Origin of the sequence: Candidatus Mycobacterium wuenschmannii (assembly GCF_030252325.1) — a bacterium.
Lineage (GTDB): Bacteria > Actinomycetota > Actinomycetes > Mycobacteriales > Mycobacteriaceae > Mycobacterium > Mycobacterium wuenschmannii.
The window spans coordinates 1618528-1635179 of sequence record NZ_CP126981.1 but is presented as its reverse complement, the minus strand read 5'-3'; the positions used below and the strand labels follow the sequence as shown (position 1 = coordinate 1635179).

Below are 16652 nucleotides of genomic sequence, written 5' to 3'. Positions count from 1 at the left end.
CAGACTGTGCGTCGATGACGCAGCAAGACCCCTACGACGACCTCGACCGCGAACGGGTCGTGCCCGAGGCGCCGAAGACCGCGGGCTTGCCGGGCACCGGAGGCCAACTCCGCACGGACTTTGCCCGCGACCGCGCCCGCGTGCTGCACTGCGCCGCGCTGCGCCGGCTCGCGGACAAGACACAGGTGGTCGGGCCGCGCGAGGGCGACACCCCGCGCACGCGGCTGACTCACTCACTCGAGGTCGCCCAGATCGGACGCGGGATGGCGATCGGTCTGGGCTGCGATCCTGACCTGGTCGACATGGCCGGCCTGGCCCACGACATCGGGCACCCGCCCTACGGGCACAACGGCGAGCAGGCCCTCGATGAATTCGCCACGGAGTACGGCGGCTTCGAAGGCAACGCGCAGAACTTCCGCATCCTGACCAGTCTGGAGCCGAAAGTCATTGACCGGCAAGGACATAGCGCGGGATTGAACCTGACCCGGGCGGCCCTGGACGCGGTCACCAAATATCCGTGGCCCCGCGAGCAGCATCGCCGCAAGTTCGGCTTCTACGACGCCGACCGCGCCACCGCCGACTGGATGCGCGACGGCGCGCCTGCGGAACAGCCCTGCCTGGAAGCCCAGGTGATGGACTGGGCCGACGACGTGGCCTATTCGGTCCACGACGTCGAGGACGGCGTGGTCTCCGGCCGGATCGACCTCCGGGTGCTGGCCGACGACGACGAAGCCGCGGCGCTGGCCCATCTCGGGGAGCGTGATTTCGCCGGCGTGCGCGCCGACGACCTGTCCGCCGCCGCGCTTCGCCTGGCGGAGCTGCCGATGGTCGCTGCCGTCGGCAAGTACGACGCGACGCTGACGGCGGCGGTCTCGCTGAAACGGATGACTAGCGAGATGGTCGGCCGGTTCGCGTCGGCGGCGATCGCGGCCACCCGCGCCGAGGCCGGACCCGGGCCGCTGGCCCGCTATCAGGCGACCCTGTCGGTGCCCGAGGTGGTGCGCGCCGAGGTGGCCCTGCTGAAAACCCTTGCGCTGCAGTTCATCATGTCCGACCCGCGGCACCAGGAGGTGCAGGCTCGGCAACGGGAATGCATCCATCGGGTGGCCCGGGCGCTGCTGGCCGGCGCGCCCGGCACCCTCGACCCGATCTTCGTGCCGGCCTTCAATGCGGCCGCAGACGACGGCGGGCGGCTGCGGGTGATCGTCGACCAGATCGCGTCGTACACCGAGGGGCGGCTCGAGCGCATCGCAGCGGCCCAGGGATAGACCGGCGGACTACGCTCGATCCTCATGGTCAAGCCTTCGCTCGCACTCGCCGCACTGTCCGTCATCGCGCTCAGTGGTTGTAGCCCGCATCAGGACCCGTCCACCGCGACATCGTCGAGTGCCCCGGCGCCGATCACCCATTCCTCGAGCGCACCGGCGCCCGGCGGCCAGACCCTCAGCGCGCAACTGCACACCGCGGACGGCAAGGAGGTGGCCACCGCCACCTTCGACTTCGCCAACGGCTACGCCACCGTCACCGTCAAGACGACCGCCGAGCACATCCTGGCGCCGGGTTTCCACAAGATGCACATCCACGACGTCGGCAAGTGCGAGCCCAACTCGAGCGACCCGATGGAACCGGGCAAGACCGGCGACTTCTTGTCTGCGGGCATGCACTTCCAGGCGCCGGGCCACACTGGCGAGCCGATGAGCGGCGACCTGACCTCGCTCGAGGTGCGGCAGGACGGCTCGGCCTACCTGGTGACCACCACCGACGCGTTCACCCGCGACGACCTGCTGGCCGGCAACAAGACCTCGATCCTGCTGCACGGACCCGAGGGCAGCCCCGACGCCGAGAAGCGGTTCGCCTGCGGAGTGATCGGCACCGGCTAACCGGGGACCGCTCTACACTGGCCCGATGGCCGGCCGCATCTCCGATCGCGATATCGCCGCCATCCGCGAACGCGTCCGCATCGAGGACGTCGTCGGCGACTACGTCCAACTGCGCAGGGCCGGCGCGGATTCGATGAAGGGGCTCTGCCCGTTCCACGACGAGAAGTCGCCGTCGTTCCACGTGCGGCCCAACCACGGCCACTTCCACTGCTTCGGCTGCGGCGAGGGCGGCGACGTGTACGCCTTTGTGCAGAAGATCGAGCACGTCAGCTTCGTCGAGGCCGTCGAGGTGCTGGCCGACCGGATCGGGCACACGATCACCTACACCGGCGCCGCGGCCACCAACGTGCAGCGCGACCGCGGAAGTCGCAGCCGGCTGATCGCGGCCAACGCCGAGGCGCAGGCGTTCTACGCGGCCGCGCTGGAGTCGCCGGAGGCGCAGCAGGCCCGCACCTACCTCAAGGAGCGAAACTTCGACGGCGACGCCGCCCGCCGCTTCGGCTGCGGGTTTGCCCCGTCGGGCTGGGACACCCTGACAAAGCACTTGCTGCGCAAAGGTTTTGAGTTCAAGGAGCTCGAGGCCGCGGGCCTGTCGCGCGAAGGCCGTCGTGGTCCGATGGACCGCTTCCACCGGCGGCTGCTGTGGCCCATCCGATCGTCGGCCGGCGAGGTGATCGGGTTCGGCGCGCGTCGGTTGTTCGACGACGACCAGATGGAAGCCAAGTACGTCAACACGCCAGAGACGTTGCTGTACAAGAAGTCGTCGGTGTTGTTCGGCATCGACCTGGCCAAGCGCGACATCGCCAAGGGGCACCAGGCCGTCGTCGTGGAGGGCTACACCGACGTGATGGCGATGCATCTGGCCGGGGTCACCACCGCGGTGGCATCCTGTGGTACCGCGTTCGGCGAGGAGCACCTCTCGATGCTGCGCCGACTCATGATGGACGACAACTTCTTTCGCGGCGAGCTCATCTACGTCTTCGACGGTGACGAGGCAGGCAAGGCGGCCGCGCTCAAGGCGTTCTCCGGCGAGCAGCAGTTGGCCGGCCAGTCGTTCGTCGCGGTCGCGGCCGACGGTATGGACCCGTGCGACCTGCGGCTGAAATCCGGTGACGGCTCGCTGCGCGATCTGGTGGCGCGACGAACTCCGTTGTTCGAGTTCGCGATTCGGACCACGCTGAGCGACATCGATCTGGACAACGCCGAGGGCCGGGTCTCGGCGCTGCGGCGGTGCGTGCCGATCGTCGCGCAGATCAAGGACCCGACGCTGCGGGACGAGTACGCCCGACAACTCGCGGGCTGGGTCGGCTGGGACGACGTCGCGCAGGTCATCGGCCGGGTGCGCGAAGAAGCGAAAAGCCCGACGGCGCAAGGGCGTAACAAGCCCCGTCGCCCCGCCGCGCAGGCTGATCCCGGTGCCAAACCGGCTGTGCCGCGGCCCAATCCGAAGGACCCCACGCTGTGGCCGCAGCGGGAGGCGCTCAAGTCCGCGCTGCAGTACCCGGCGCTGGCGGGGCCGGTGTTCGACCAGCTCACCGTCGAGAGCTTCACCCATCCCGGCTACGCCGCGGTGTGTACCGCGATCGAGGCGGCCGGTGGCACCGCGACCGGTATCGGCGGCGCGGAGTGGCTGGACGCGGTGCGGCAGAAGGCACCGTCGCCCGCGGCGGCCGGGCTGGTCAACGAACTCGGCGTCGAGACCATCCGGGTCGAGGACGACGAGAAGTTGCCGCGCTATATCGCCGGCGTGCTGGCCCGCCTGCAGGAAGTCTGGATCGGCCGGCAGATCGCCGACGTGAAATCCAGGCTGCAGCGGATGTCACCGGTGGAGCAGGGCGATGAGTACCACGCGCTGTTCGGCGACCTGGTGGCGATGGAGGCCTACCGGCGCAGCCTGCTCGAGCAGGCCAGCGGCGACGACCTCACCGCCTAGGAGCGATGCTGTTCGCGCTCGATCACGCTCGTCTTGTCGTCGATCTCGGTCAGGGTCACCATCCGCGAGTCGGGCGAGACCTTGTTCGCGATTCTGCGGCGGCTTCCGTCGATCACCGACTTGGCGGCGGGGCTACTGGTCAGCGCTCGGTAGGTGCCGACGATCTGCTCGTAGCGACGCCGACCGGCCTTGGTGCCCAACACATAGCCCAGTCCCAGCGCGACGACGTAGCGGATCAAAACGGTCCCTTCTTCAGGATCGGTCGGTGTGCGTCCATCCTGCCCCATGACGGCGAATGGCCGCCGCCCGGCGGGCGAACGGTCTGGTTGGGCGTGCGGACAGCGGTACGCTAGAGTCATCACTCGGTCCGCGCCGTGTTCGCGGGCACCAAGCAGTCCCCTGTAGCTCAATTGGCAGAGCATTCGGCTGTTAACCGGAGGGTTGGTGGTTCGAGTCCACCCGGGGGAGCAAGCCTTTCTAGTGGCCCATTCCGCCGAAAAGTCCCTTGCTCTGCGACTTGTCCTGGGCGCTGGACCGGGTGAGGTAATCGGGACAGTAGGCGCTGGATGCCAGCGCCGCGAACTTCATCGCACCGCCGGAGTTCAGACCCGGGTTGAGCATGCTCAGCTTGCTGACGACGTCTTGTTCGGACGTGCCCGAGTTCATCAGATCGCAGGCCATCCGGCCGGCTGCGATAGCAGCCGAGCCGTCCCGAAACGTCATGCCCGCCTTGGTGAGCGAGTCGACGAACCGGGCATCCGCGGCGGGGTCCGGCGGAATCGTGGTGTTGGACTGGTCGGGCGGATCGGCAACTGCCGGCGCGGCACATCCGATGGCAATGGCGGTACTGGCCAGGGCAAAAAGCAATCGCATCGATTCATTCTCTTCCAGATCGGCAGGGTTGTCCTGTTGAGTCGTCGGGCCGAGGGGTTGGATGGGGCTTGTGACGACTGCGGACACCACCGTCGGGTGGGACGACGGCGCGATTCGGGCCATCGATCAGCGCGCGCTGCCGCACGATCTGCGCTGGTTACGGCTCGCAACCGTCGACGACCTGGTCGACGCCATCACGACCCTGGCCATCCGCGGCGCCCCGGCGCTCGGGGTGGCCGGCGCCTTGGGGGTGGCGCTGGCGGCCTTCACCCACGCCGATGACGCCGAGAAGGCGACGGCAGAGGCCCGGCGCATCGCCTCGGCCCGGCCCACCGCGGTCAACCTGGCCTGGGGCGTCGACCGGGCGCTGGCCGCGCTGCCGGCCGGCCCGGACGCCGTGCTGGCCGAAGCCCAGCGGATGCTGGCCGAAGACGGGGCGGCCAACCGGCGATCCGCCGCCCATACCGCCGACCTGGTGTCGCTGTTGTGCCCGGACCGCCCGCTGCGGGTGCTCACGCACTGCAACAGTGGTCGACTGGCCGCCACCACCGTCGGCACGGCGCTGGGCGCGGTGATGGAACTGAATGCCCGCGGCAAGATCGCCGAGGTGTTGGTCGACGAGACCCGGCCACTCCTCCAGGGTGCCCGGCTGACCACCTGGGAACTGGCCGAGGCCGGCATCCCGTACCGGCTGATCATTGATTCCGCCGCGGCTTGGGCGATGGCCACCGAAGAGGTCGACTGTGTCATGGTCGGCGCCGACCGCATCGCCGCCGACGGCTCGGTCGCGAACAAGATCGGCACCTACCCACTGGCGATCGCCGCGCGCCGGCACGGGATTCCGGTCATCGTCGTCGCGCCCGAGTCGACCCGCGATCCGACTACCGCGACCGGACTCGACATCGTCGTCGAGCAGCGCGCTGCCGACGAGATCACCCATGTCGGCGGCGTCGCCACCGCTCCGCACGGCTCTGCGGTGTTCAATCCCGCGTTCGACGTCACGCCGCCCGACCTCATCACGGCCATCGTGACCGAGAACGGTGTGATCGGCGAGGTCAATACCGCTGCGGGACAACGGATAACCAGGAACTTCTTGAACTCACGGTGATTTCAAATTGCTGGTGGAGGCCGCCGCCGGGAAACTTGAATCCATGATCTTCACGCAGCACTACCTGGACTGCCTGTCGCAAGGCTCGTACCTGATCGGCGACGAGAGCACCGGCCGTGCGGTCGTGGTCGATCCGCGCCGCGACACCGACGTCTACCTGGCCGAGGCCGCCGAGCACGGTCTGACGATAGAGCGGGTCATCGAGACGCACATCCACGCCGACTTTCTGACCGGCCATCTGGAACTCGCCGAGGCCACCGGCGCGACGATCAGCTATGGAGACAAAGCCACGGTGGACTTTCCTGTCGACCCGCTGCACGACGGTCAGCGAATCTCGTTGGGCGAGGTCACGTTAGAGGTCCGTGCGACACCCGGCCACACGCCGGAGTCGATCTCGGTCGTGGTCTATGAATACCCCGACGACGAGGTGCCCTACGGAGTGCTCACCGGCGACACGCTGTTCGTCGGTGACGTGGGGCGCCCGGATCTGCTTTCCGGCGAGGGCCTTTCGTCGGAGGAACTGGCGCGCGAGCTGTACACCTCGCTACACGAGCAGCTCTTGACGCTGCCCGACGCGACCCGGGTCTTCCCCGCGCACGGCGCCGGATCGGCATGCGGCAAGCAAATGTCGAGCGAGACCAGTTCGACGATCGGTGAACAGCGCCGCGACAACTACGCACTGCAATTCTCCGACGTCGACGAGTTCGTCGCTTCGATCACCGAGGGTCAAGCGCCGCAACCGCGCTACTTCGAGTACGACTCGGTGCGCAACCGCGAGCAGCGCCCGTTGCTCGATGACAGTGCGCCGCCGCTGCTGAGCGTCGACGAGGTCCGCAGGTATGCCGCGGCCGGGGCGGTCCTGCTCGACACCCGCGAGGCGGCGGAATACACCCGAGGTCACATGAGCGGCGCCGTCAACATCGGACTCGATGGCCGCTTCGCCGAAGGCGCGGGCCAGGTCTTCCCGCCCGATCGCGACATCGTCCTGGTCGGCGACGCGTCGCTGGCCCAGGAATCTCGAATCCGGCTGGCGCGGGTCGGTTTCGACCGGGTGGTCGGCCAATTGGAAGACCTGCCAGGCATTTTCACGCACTCGCCGCACCTGGTCGAGACTGCGGCACGATTCACGCCCGAGCAGTTGGCCGAATTGGGCAACGACGAACCCGACCTGCAGATCGTCGACGTCCGCAACCCGGGGGAGACCGAGGACGGCGTAGTGCCCGGCGCACAGGAGATTCCGCTGCCCACGTTGACCGAGTCGCTCGACAACCTCGATCCCTCTGCGCCGGTTATCACCTACTGCGCCAGCGGATACCGCTCGCTGATCGCGGCCAGCCTGCTGCGCGCCGCGGGTTTCCAGAACGTGGGAGACCTGCTTGGTGGCTACAGCGCCTGGGACGACGCGGGCCTAGTGATCAGATAGAGAAGTCTTCGCCGTGCCACACGCCGGCTTCGGGCGGACGGATGATGCCCTCGGTCTGCGGCGTGTCGGCCTCTTCTTCGAGCTTGGCCACCCGGGTGAGAAGTGACTGCAGGCTGACGCCGACGAGGTCGGGCATCATCGAGTCGTCCCCGGTGCCCGGCTTGGCGCGGCTGATGGCCTGCCCTGGTACGCCGATGACCACGGCGCCGGACGGAACCTCTTTGACAACAACGGCATTCGCGCCGATGCGGCTGTCGTCGCCGACTTTGATGGCGCCGAGAATCTTGGCGCCCGCGCCGATCGTCACGCGGTCGCCGATCGTGGGATGCCGCTTGCCGGTGTCTTTTCCACTGCCGCCGAGTGTGACGCCGTGGTAGATCGTCACGTCGTCGCCCACCTCGGCGGTCTCACCGATGACCACACCGGTGGCGTGGTCGATGAACAGCCCGGTGCCCAGCGTCGCCCCCGGGTGGACGTCGACACCGGTGAAGATCCGGGTGACCTCGCCAAGCGTGCGGGCGGCCACCTTCGCGCCGCGACCCCACAGCCAATGGCTGACTCGGTGGCCCCAAATGGCATGCACCCCTGGGTAAGCGAAGACGACTTGCAGCGTGCTGGGGTTCGCGGGATCGCGTTCCCTCGCCGCCCGAATGTCGTCCCGGAACGCGTCGAGCATCGCTAGTCCGCCAGTTCGGAGAACAGCACTGTGCTCAAATACCGTTCGCCGTTGGAGGGCAGGATCACCACGACCAGCTTGCCTTTGTTCTCCGGCCGGCGAGCGACTTCCAACGCCGCCACCACGGCCGCACCCGAGGAGATACCGACCAGTAGTCCTTCTTCGGAGGCCAGCCGGCGGGCCATGGCCAGGGCGTGCTCGTTGCCGACCTGGATGACCTCGTCGACCACGCTCTCGTCGTAGACCGGCGGGACGAACCCGGCGCCGATGCCCTGAATCGGGTGCGGCCCCTTCTGACCGCCGGACAGCACCGGCGATGCCGACGGCTCGACGGCGATGAACTGCGCCTCCGGCTTGCGCTCCTTGATCACCTGCGCGACACCGCTGATCGTGCCGCCAGTACCGACGCCCGACACGAAAAAGTCGACCTTGCCGTCGGTTTGGCTCCACACCTCTTCGGCGGTGGTGGCGCGGTGGACCGCCGGATTGGCCGGATTCTCGAACTGCTGCGGGATGAAGTACCGCTGATCGCTCTTGGCCAGTTCCTCGGCCTTGGCGATAGCACCGGGCATGCCCTCTTTGCCTGGAGTCAAGACGAGCTCGGCGCCGTACGCGCGCAACAGAATTCGCCGCTCGACGCTCATGGTGTCCGGCATGGTCAGCACGAGCTTGTAGCCGCGCGCCGCCGCCACCATCGCCAGCGCGATACCGGTGTTGCCGCTGGTCGGTTCCAGGATGATGGTGTCGGGTTTGATCAACCCCGCTTCTTCGGCGGCGTCCAGCATCGCGACCCCGATGCGGTCTTTGACGCTGCCCCCGGGATTGAAGTACTCCAGCTTGGCCACGACATCGGCCACCGCACCTTCGGTGACCCGACGGAGGCGGACCAGCGGCGTGTGTCCGACTAGCTGCGTGACGTCTTCGGCAATGCTCATTGAGATTCGCTCCAACGGTCGCGGATCAAAGTTCGTCGGCCTCCCAGCTTATGTCGAACTCTATGGCTGTCTCGGTGGGGATGGCTAGCGCGACCGGGGTGAAGCGGTGCGCCGCCGGGTCCAACGCCACGCCGGTCAGCACACGTCCGTGCAGATCGGCGGGAGTTTTGGCGGTCAGGGTCACGCCCGAGGAACCCGGAACCCGGCGCACGTAGAAGTCGGTGTGCGGCGCGACCGATTCGACGGGGAATCCGTCCGCGCAGACCAGGTGATGATCCTCCGGGGCGGTGAGCGAGAGTCGCGTCGTCACCTGGAATGGACCGATCAGATCGGCATCGGCGACGGCGTCACTATCGACGAGTGCTGGCTCGCCACCGGTCTGTTGGGCCGCCCGGGCCGCCGCCGCCGACCCGGCGAGCAGGTAGTTGTACAGGTGCACAACCTTGTCGGAGTTGCGGTAGTGCCGCGAGCCCGTCAGCCAGAAGCTGACGTGGTCGATGCGCGGGGCGCCGGCCTCGGACGTGGCGATCAGCCGGTAGTAGCGGTAGCCGCGTCCGCCGCGGCCGTGGCTGCTGGCCGACAGCGTGCTGCCCTCGCCCAGCGTCCGCTGGTAGCGGCCGGCTTCGGCTCCGGTCGTCAGAAGAGAACCCGAAACATCATGCCAGACAAGCCCGTTCGATGATTTTTGCAGGCGGAGCTCCGCGCTGGAGCGCGACCAGACCGAGTAGCCGCCCAGCTGCGGCTCACCGTCGAATTCGAACGTCGTGACCCCGGCCGCGCGCCGCACGGCGACCGGCACGTTGAGCGGACGGGTCTCCAGGGCTAGCCCGTTGGTCAGGAACCAGATCGCGGCCTGGGTGGCGGCGATCGCCTCGTGCTCGCTGATGTTGGCCGCCCCGATCGGGTAGCCGGCCTCGCGCACCCGGCGGCTGAGCTCGCCGATGGGCAACAGCGGGTAGGAATGCCGCAGGATCCAGTCGACCTCAGCTTCTTTGCCCGACACTCGTAGGTGGGGGAGTTCCGACCAGGTGCCCGGCTCGTACCGCGACGGGTAGTTCGGCGCGACGCCGGTGAAGTCCAGGGAGTAAGCCGGCACGTTGGGGTTGAGCCGGATCAGATCGGTGCGCGCCGAGGTGCCGTCGGTGAACAGGACCTTTTCCACGGTGTGGGAGTAGGTGCCACCGCGGTAGCGGGTCAGACGCGACAGTTCGGTGGCCGGCCGGACCGAGGTGCGGCGGGCGGTCGCTATCCGTTCCGCTGTGCGGTGGTGGGAGAACAGAATCGTCATTGTTGCCAGAGCTTCCTGAAAGACTTTGTTGCGGTGCGCAATGCGATTCCTCCGAACAAGCGGAGGTCATCGACCCGGGGGAAGCGCGAAGATTTCTACAGCGTCAGAAGGGCGTCAGGAAATCAACGACAACAACAGCAACAACAGTGCACGACGAAGCAGCGCGAGGGGATGAAGCGCAGCGGTGCGGGGTGTTGCATAGCACCACTATAGGTGATGTGTCGCAGGCAGGTTTGTTTCGCTCAGCCAGGCTGTAAACCTGGTCGGTCGGTTTTACACTTGCCTAGGCTCGGCGGTCGGGTGATCGCACCCCGGTCGGCGACGATCTCCACTCACGTCCGCTGCAGAATTCGGCCACGCACGGAAGGACCACGATGACGTCCGCTCAGAATGAGTCTCAGGCACTCGGCGATCTCGCCGCCAGGCAGCTTGCCAATGCCACCAAGACCGTTCCCCAGCTCTCTACGGTCACCCCGCGGTGGTTGCTCCACCTGCTCAGCTGGGTGCCGGTCGAGGCCGGTATCTACCGGGTCAACCGGGTGGTCAACCCCGATCAGGTCGCGATTCACGCCGAGGAGGGCTCGGGTGTCGAGGGTCCGCTGCCCGAGACCTACGTCGACTACGAGACCAGCCCGCGCGAGTACACGCTGCGCACGATCTCGACCCTGCTCGACATCCACACCCGGGTGTCCGACCTCTACTCCAGCCCGCACGACCAGGTCGCCCAGCAGCTACGGCTGACCATCGAGACGATCAAGGAGCGCCAGGAGTTCGAGCTGGTCAACAGCCCCGAATACGGTCTCCTCGCCCAGGCGACGCCCGAGCAGACGATCCAGACGCTGACCGGACCGCCCACCCCCGACGACCTCGACGCGCTGATCACCAAGGTGTGGAAGACGCCGAGCTTCATCCTGACCCACCCGCTGGGCGTGGCGGCATTCGGCCGCGAGGCCACCCGTCGCGGTGTGCCCCCGGTGGTCGTCAGCCTGTTCGGCGCGCAGTTCATCACGTGGCGCGGCATCCCGATCATCCCGTCGGACAAGGTGCCGGTGGAGAAGGGCAAGACCAAGTTCATCCTGGTCCGCACCGGTGAGGAGCGCCAAGGCGTGGTCGGTCTGTTCCAGCCGGGCCTGGTCGGCGAGCAGGCGCCGGGCCTGTCGGTGCGGTTCACCGGCATCAACGAGTCGGCGATCGCCCGCTATCTGGTGACGCTGTACACCTCCCTGGCCGTGCTGACCGACGACGCGCTGGCCGTCCTCGATGGCGTCGCCGTGGACCGCTTCCATGAGTACAAGTGAGCACCGCGCGGTAGACGCCGAAAGCGACTTGCCACTCAGCTCCGCGGAACTGTCGGCGCTGGCCAGCCAGCTGTACGCGGCCAGCATCCGGCCGGCTTTTGACACCCCGCCGCAATCGGCGCCCGTCGCCCCGCGGGGCAGCGCGCCCGACACCACGACGGCTGCCGCGGCAGGTCAGACGGCGGCCGGCTCCGCGGATCGGTATCCGGTGCCGGTTCCGCTGCTCGGCGTCTCCGACGTCTACCTTCCGGCCCCGACGTCGCCGGAGCCGGAGCCCCCGCCGCAGGCGGTTCCGGTGGCCCCGCGGGGCAACGTGCCGGACCTCACCGCGTTCGCGGTGCCCACCACGGGCATCGTCCCGACGCTGCCGGGCGTACTGGCGGGTGGCGTGCCTTCGGTTCCGGTCGCTCCGCGCGGTTCGGCGCCGTCCTGGCCGACCGGCGCGCCGTCGGTTCCGGATTTGGGGTTGCTCACCGGTGTGCCCGGCACGTCGGATGCGCCGATCGGCCTGCCCTCCGATGAGGGCAGTTACCAATTTCTCACCGCCAATGACCAGGTCCCGCAGCTCACTGACGACCACGAGATTTTCGACGTCAACGCGGTGCGGGCGGACTTCCCCATCCTCAAGGAAGTGATCAACGGCAAGCCGCTGATCTGGTTCGACAACGCCGCCACCACGCAGAAGCCGCAGGTGGTCATCGACCGTCTGGTGAAGTTCTACTCGCACGAGAACTCGAACATCCACCGCGCCGCACACGAGTTGGCGGCCCGGGCTACCGACGCCTACGAGGAGGCGCGCGACACCATCGCCGACTTCATCGGGGCGCCGAGTTCGGAGAACATCGTGTTCACCCGCGGCACCACCGAGGCGATCAACTTGGTGGCGCACGCATGGGGGAGTAAGCACCTGCAGCCGGGTGACGAGATAGTCATCACCCACCTGGAGCATCACGCGAACATCGTTCCGTGGCAGCTGATTTCGCAGAAGACCGGGGCGATCCTGAAGGTTGCCCCGATCGACGACGCGGGCAATCTGCTGCTGAGCGAGTTCGAACACCTGCTGGGCCCCCGGACCAAACTGGTTGCGGCCAGCCAGGTTTCGAATGCCCTGGGCACCGTGGTGCCGGTCGACAAGATCGTCGAGCTGGGTCACCGCTACGGCGCGCGGGTGCTGATCGATGGTGCTCAGTCGATACAGCACATCCCCACCGACGTCGCGGCGCTCGGTGCGGATTTCTACGTATTCTCCGGTCACAAGATCTACGGGCCCACCGGAATCGGTGCGCTGTACGGGACTGAGGAAGCGCTGACCGAGACGCCGCCGTGGCAGGGCGGTGGTCACATGATCGCCGACGTCACCCTGGAGCGGTCGCTGTATCAGGGTCCGCCGATCAAGTTCGAGGCCGGCACCGGCAACATCGCCGATGCCGTCGGGCTCACCGAGGCACTGCGTTACGTGCAGCGGCTGGGCATCGAGCGCATCGCGGCCTACGAGCATGAACTGCTCGAGTACGCGACGCCGCGGCTCGCAGACATCCCCGGGGTACGTCTGGTCGGCACCGCAGAGGAGAAGGCCAGCGTGCTGTCGTTCGTGCTGGCCGGCCACGAACCGCTCGAGGTGGGCAAGGCGCTGAACGCCGAGGGGATCGCGGTCCGCGCGGGGCACCACTGCGCGCAACCCGCCCTGCGGCGGCTGGGTCTGGAGGCGACGGTGCGGCCGTCGTTCTCCTTCTACAACACCCACGACGAGATCGACGTCTTCCTGCGGGCGGTGCGACGGATCGCCGAGGGCGGCACAAACGTCGGCTGATTCCGTTCCGACCGGCCCGGCACTGTTCATCAGGTGCCGGGCCTGTCGGCATCAGGGGCGTCTTACCAGCTCAAAGCGGCTTTTCCGGCATATGAGCCTGCCGGTCTCACATTTCTTCTGATTGATTCGAAATCTCCCCCACGGAGCCGAATATCCGTAAGTTTCCGTCGTGGTCTATGCGTGCAGTCGGTCCACGGCATCGCCGTCGTGCACCTGCACGCGCGCGCACCCACTGACAGCCGGGTGACCCGAAACTTTCCCGAAGCCAGAGGAGCGCGATGAGTTGCATCGAGAGTCTGCGAATCGAGCAAACTCGATGAGCTTCACAATCATCGCGGATGCAATGGTTGACGTGCGCTCATCGACCCCCGTCAATGAGGCAATGGTCGTCGAGCAAACTGAGGCGTGGTTCACGTCACAGCGGCGGATCGGGTAAGTCGTTGGCGCAACGATCTCCAGGACCGACGGTAGCGGGCCTCGACTGGTCAAGGCCGGCTTCGGCGATGGGCGACTTCGTCGTACTCGCCGGCGAGACGTTCGCGGCTATGTTCCGCCGACCGTTCGCCGTCCGCGAGCTGATCGACCAGATCTGGTTCGTGGCGCGAGTATCCATCGTTCCCACCCTGGTGCTGTCGGTTCCGTACACCGTGCTGATCGTGTTCACGCTGAACATCGTGCTGATCGAGGTCGGGGCGGGTGACCTGTCCGGCGCCGGGGCCGCGCTGGCCTCGGTGACCCAGGTGGGACCGGTCGTGACGGCGATCGTGGTGTCGGGCGCCGGCGCCACCGCCATGTGCGCGGACCTCGGTGCGAGGACCATCCGCGAGGAGATCGACGCGATGAAGGTCATCGGCGTCAACCCGATCCATGCCCTGGTGGTGCCGCGGGTCATCGCCGCGACTTTCGTTGCGCTGCTGCTGTATTCGGCGGTGGCGGTGGTCGGCCTGACGGGCAGCTACTTCTTCGTCGTCTACGTGCAGCACGTCACCCCGGGAGCGTTCATCTTCGGGATGACCCTGCTGACCGGCCTGCCACAGGTGATCGTGTCGCTCGTCAAGGCGCTGCTGTTCGGCCTCTCGGCCGGTCTGATCGCCTGCTACAAAGGGCTTTCCGTTGGCGGCGGACCGATCGCGGTGGGGAACGCCGTCAACGAGACCGTGGTGTTCGCCTTCATGGCGCTGTTCCTGATCAACATCCTGTGCACCGCGTTCGGCGTGAAGGTGTCGCCATGACCACCACGGAAGACGAGCGCTACATTCCGGGGGCCGACATCGCCGGGCGCGTCGTCGATTCCATCCGGACCCTGGGGGCGCAGACCGCGTTCGTCGGCAACGCGCTCGGCTCCACCGTCGACGCGGTCCGGCGCTATCCGGGCGAGGTGCTGCGGCTGATCGCCGTCCTGGGCATGGGCACCGGCGCGCTCGCCGTCATCGGCGGCACGGTGGTCATCGTCGGATTCCTGACCCTGACCACCGGCGCGCTGATCGCAGTGCAGGGCTACAACACCCTGTCGAACGTCGGAATCGAAGCTCTCACAGGGTTTTTGGGTGCGTTCCTCAACGTCCGCTTCATCGTGCCTGCGACCGCCGGGGTAGCGCTGGCCGCGACCATCGGCGCCGGCGCGACCGCGCAGCTCGGGGCCATGCGCATCAACGAGGAGATCGACGCGCTGGAGGCGATGGCCATCCGCCCGATCACCTACCTGGCGTCCACCCGCATCGTTGCCGGGGTCGCCGCGGTCATCCCGATCTACACCACCGCCATGCTGATGGGATTCCTGGCGACGCGATTCGGAACGACCGTTGTCTACGGGCAGTCGCGCGGCGTGTACGACCACTACTTCACGTCGTTCCTGCATCCCACCGATCTGCTCTGGTCGTTCACCGAGGCGCTGTCGATGGCGGCGGTGGTGATGGCGATCCACACGTACTACGGCTACAACGCGACCGGCGGGCCTGCCGGGGTGGGCGAAGCGGTGGGTCGCGCCGTGCGTTCTTCCATTACCGCAGGGGTTTTCATTCTCTTGACCATCACGCTGTCGGTGTACGGGCAGTCCGGCAACTTTCACCTGTCGGGGTGATGGGATGAGTCAGCACACCCGGCGGCGCCGGGGGATAGACCCCATCGTGTGGGCGCCCGTACTCGTGCTGTTCGTCGTCGTCGTCAGCACGCTGACCGCGATGGCGTTCGAGGGAACGCTGAAAACGACCGTGCCGCTCACCGTCATCTCCGACCGCGCGGGCCTGGTCATGGAGGACGACGCGAAGGTCAAGCTGCGCGGCGTGCAGATCGGCGAGGTCTCGCGGGTCGAGTCCTACGCGGATTCGGCCGGCACCAACCTGTCGAAGCTGAAGCTGAAGATCTACCCGAACGAATTTCGCTTCCTGCCCAGCAACACCGAGGCGGAGATCAAGTCCAGCACCGCCTTCGGCGCCAAATACGTCGACCTGATCGTCCCCGACTCCGGACCAAGCCACCGTGAACTGGCCAAAGGCGCTGTGCTGCACAGTCGCAACGTGACCGTCGAGGTCAACTCCGTGTTCGAGAACCTGCAGTCGATCGTTCACGCCATCGATCCGGCGAAGCTGAACGGCGTGCTCTCCGCACTCGCCGAGGGTTTCCGCGGCAAGGGCGAGCGCATCGGCGAGGCGATCAGCGGTGGCAATCAATTCCTTAGTGCGATCAACCCGAAGCAGGCCACCATCCGGAAGGACTGGCAGCTGTTCGGTAAGACCGCCGCGGCGTATTCGGTTGCGGCGCAGGATATCTTGTCTACTCTCGATGCCTTCACGACCACCAGCGTCACGATCACCAAGAACAAGAAGGCGCTCAACGACGTGCTGTTGGACGCGATCGGCTTCTCGAACGCCGGGATCAACACGATCGGCCGCAACGAACGCAACCTGGTCGACTCCATCAACCTCATCGCGCCGACCTTCGAGCTGCTGAACAAGTACTCGCCGACCTACAAGTGCACGTTCGAGGGCGCGGTCTGGTACCTGGAGAACGGTGGCCGGGCCGCGATGGGTGGTAATGGTAAGTCGCTCAACATCGATGGCGGCCTACTGTTTGGCGACGACCCGTACCGCTACCCCGACAACCTGCCTCGCGTGCAGGCCAAGGGTGGACCGGGCGGCAGGCCGAGCTGTGGTTCGCTGCCCGATGCGAGCGCCAACTTCCCGGTGAAGTACCTGGTGACCGACACCGGATTCGGTACCGGCCTGGACGTCCGGCCGAACTCCGGAATCGGATTCCCCGGTTACGTCAATTACTTCCCGGTCACCAAGGGCACTCCGCAGCCGCCGCTGATCCGCTATCCGGGCGGTCCGGCCCCGGGGCTGCCGCCGGCGTACCCGGGCCAGCCGCCCTCCGGTGCACCCGACTATGCCGGGGCCGCGACGCCACCGGCGCCACCCGGGTCCTAGATC

At 67.2% G+C, this 16652-nt stretch carries 15 protein-coding genes and 1 tRNA gene; 11 read left to right on the top strand and 5 right to left on the bottom strand.

Annotation, left to right across the window (positions count from 1 at the left end; translation table 11 throughout):
- Positions 1-14: 14 nt before the first annotated feature.
- From PT015_RS07950 to dnaG, 3 genes are read left to right on the top strand one after another with little or no spacing between them, the layout of a single operon-like run.
- Complete coding sequence (locus PT015_RS07950) at positions 15-1268, top strand: deoxyguanosinetriphosphate triphosphohydrolase (protein ID WP_285190089.1); 1254 nt, start codon at positions 15-17, stop codon at positions 1266-1268.
- Between the two features lie 24 nt (positions 1269-1292).
- Complete coding sequence (locus PT015_RS07945) at positions 1293-1880, top strand: superoxide dismutase family protein (protein ID WP_285190088.1); 588 nt, start codon at positions 1293-1295, stop codon at positions 1878-1880.
- A 25-nt stretch (positions 1881-1905) separates the two neighbouring features.
- Positions 1906-3813 (top strand): DNA primase, encoded by a 1908-nt coding sequence (gene dnaG / locus PT015_RS07940; protein WP_285190087.1) that lies wholly within the window; start codon positions 1906-1908, stop codon positions 3811-3813.
- On the opposite strand, the gene PT015_RS07935 is transcribed toward dnaG, so the two are convergent.
- Complete coding sequence (locus PT015_RS07935; RefSeq protein WP_285190086.1) at positions 3810-4100, bottom strand: hypothetical protein; 291 nt, start codon at positions 4098-4100, stop codon at positions 3810-3812. The two genes, dnaG and PT015_RS07935, sit on opposite strands and share 4 nt — an antisense overlap.
- Before the next feature lie 108 nt (positions 4101-4208).
- On the opposite strand from PT015_RS07935, the gene PT015_RS07930 reads away from it, so the two are divergent.
- A tRNA-Asn gene (locus PT015_RS07930) sits at positions 4209-4281 on the top strand.
- A 9-nt stretch (positions 4282-4290) separates the two neighbouring features.
- Here PT015_RS07930 and PT015_RS07925 read toward each other — a convergent pair.
- Complete coding sequence (locus PT015_RS07925) at positions 4291-4686, bottom strand: DUF732 domain-containing protein (RefSeq protein ID WP_285190085.1); 396 nt, start codon at positions 4684-4686, stop codon at positions 4291-4293.
- A gap of 70 nt (positions 4687-4756) precedes the next feature.
- On the opposite strand from PT015_RS07925, the gene mtnA reads away from it, so the two are divergent.
- Together mtnA and PT015_RS07915 are read left to right on the top strand one after the other, a co-directional pair.
- On the top strand, positions 4757-5794 hold the full coding sequence (gene mtnA, locus PT015_RS07920) for an S-methyl-5-thioribose-1-phosphate isomerase (protein ID WP_285190084.1): 1038 nt from the start codon (positions 4757-4759) through the stop codon (positions 5792-5794).
- Between the two features lie 43 nt (positions 5795-5837).
- Positions 5838-7217: an MBL fold metallo-hydrolase gene (locus tag PT015_RS07915; RefSeq protein WP_285190083.1), complete on the top strand. Its 1380-nt coding sequence runs from the start codon at positions 5838-5840 to the stop codon at positions 7215-7217.
- On the opposite strand, the gene cysE is transcribed toward PT015_RS07915, so the two are convergent.
- From cysE to PT015_RS07900, 3 genes are read right to left on the bottom strand one after another with little or no spacing between them, the layout of a single operon-like run.
- Entirely contained in the window at positions 7210-7893 is a 684-nt protein-coding gene (gene cysE, locus PT015_RS07910; protein ID WP_285190082.1) for a serine O-acetyltransferase, read from the bottom strand. The genes PT015_RS07915 and cysE overlap by 8 nt on opposite strands.
- Before the next feature lie 2 nt (positions 7894-7895).
- Entirely contained in the window at positions 7896-8828 is a 933-nt protein-coding gene (cysK, locus tag PT015_RS07905) for a cysteine synthase A (protein WP_285190081.1), read from the bottom strand.
- Positions 8829-8853: 25 nt separating this feature from the next.
- A complete protein-coding gene (locus PT015_RS07900; protein ID WP_285190080.1) occupies positions 8854-10116 on the bottom strand; it encodes a TQXA domain-containing protein in 1263 nt (420 codons plus the stop codon).
- Between the two features lie 374 nt (positions 10117-10490).
- Between PT015_RS07900 and PT015_RS07895 the strand changes: the two genes are divergently transcribed.
- The 5 genes from PT015_RS07895 (at position 10491) to PT015_RS07875 (ending at position 16649) form a co-directional block, all read left to right on the top strand.
- Complete coding sequence (locus PT015_RS07895) at positions 10491-11414, top strand: family 2A encapsulin nanocompartment shell protein (RefSeq protein ID WP_285190079.1); 924 nt, start codon at positions 10491-10493, stop codon at positions 11412-11414.
- On the top strand, positions 11401-13224 hold the full coding sequence (locus PT015_RS07890; protein WP_285190078.1) for a family 2A encapsulin nanocompartment cargo protein cysteine desulfurase: 1824 nt from the start codon (positions 11401-11403) through the stop codon (positions 13222-13224). Before PT015_RS07895 ends, PT015_RS07890 begins: the two co-directional genes overlap by 14 nt.
- 503 nt (positions 13225-13727) lie before the next feature.
- A complete protein-coding gene (locus PT015_RS07885) occupies positions 13728-14456 on the top strand; it encodes an MlaE family ABC transporter permease (RefSeq protein WP_285190077.1) in 729 nt (242 codons plus the stop codon).
- Positions 14453-15304, top strand: a complete 852-nt coding sequence (locus tag PT015_RS07880) for an ABC transporter permease (RefSeq protein ID WP_285190076.1) — start codon at positions 14453-14455, stop codon at positions 15302-15304. The genes PT015_RS07885 and PT015_RS07880 overlap by 4 nt, the downstream gene beginning before the upstream one ends.
- A gap of 4 nt (positions 15305-15308) precedes the next feature.
- Positions 15309-16649: an MCE family protein gene (locus PT015_RS07875; RefSeq protein WP_285190075.1), complete on the top strand. Its 1341-nt coding sequence runs from the start codon at positions 15309-15311 to the stop codon at positions 16647-16649.
- Positions 16650-16652 lie beyond the last annotated feature (3 nt).

Excerpts from the sequence above, each read along its gene's own strand:
- PT015_RS07900 (WP_285190080.1), bottom strand. The coding sequence starts at position 10,116 with ATGACGATTCTGTTCTCCCACCACCGCACAGCGGAACGGATAGCGACC.
- dnaG (WP_285190087.1), top strand. The coding sequence starts at position 1,906 with ATGGCCGGCCGCATCTCCGATCGCGATATCGCCGCCATCCGCGAACGC.
- PT015_RS07945 (WP_285190088.1), top strand. The coding sequence starts at position 1,293 with ATGGTCAAGCCTTCGCTCGCACTCGCCGCACTGTCCGTCATCGCGCTC.
- PT015_RS07880 (WP_285190076.1), top strand. The coding sequence starts at position 14,453 with ATGACCACCACGGAAGACGAGCGCTACATTCCGGGGGCCGACATCGCC.
- cysK (WP_285190081.1), bottom strand. The coding sequence starts at position 8,828 with ATGAGCATTGCCGAAGACGTCACGCAGCTAGTCGGACACACGCCGCTG.
- PT015_RS07895 (WP_285190079.1), top strand. The coding sequence starts at position 10,491 with ATGACGTCCGCTCAGAATGAGTCTCAGGCACTCGGCGATCTCGCCGCC.
- PT015_RS07950 (WP_285190089.1), top strand. The coding sequence starts at position 15 with ATGACGCAGCAAGACCCCTACGACGACCTCGACCGCGAACGGGTCGTG.
- PT015_RS07925 (WP_285190085.1), bottom strand. The coding sequence starts at position 4,686 with ATGCGATTGCTTTTTGCCCTGGCCAGTACCGCCATTGCCATCGGATGT.
- PT015_RS07935 (WP_285190086.1), bottom strand. The coding sequence starts at position 4,100 with ATGGGGCAGGATGGACGCACACCGACCGATCCTGAAGAAGGGACCGTT.
- PT015_RS07915 (WP_285190083.1), top strand. The coding sequence starts at position 5,838 with ATGATCTTCACGCAGCACTACCTGGACTGCCTGTCGCAAGGCTCGTAC.
- cysE (WP_285190082.1), bottom strand. The coding sequence starts at position 7,893 with ATGCTCGACGCGTTCCGGGACGACATTCGGGCGGCGAGGGAACGCGAT.
- PT015_RS07890 (WP_285190078.1), top strand. The coding sequence starts at position 11,401 with ATGAGTACAAGTGAGCACCGCGCGGTAGACGCCGAAAGCGACTTGCCA.
- PT015_RS07885 (WP_285190077.1), top strand. The coding sequence starts at position 13,728 with ATGGGCGACTTCGTCGTACTCGCCGGCGAGACGTTCGCGGCTATGTTC.
- PT015_RS07875 (WP_285190075.1), top strand. The coding sequence starts at position 15,309 with ATGAGTCAGCACACCCGGCGGCGCCGGGGGATAGACCCCATCGTGTGG.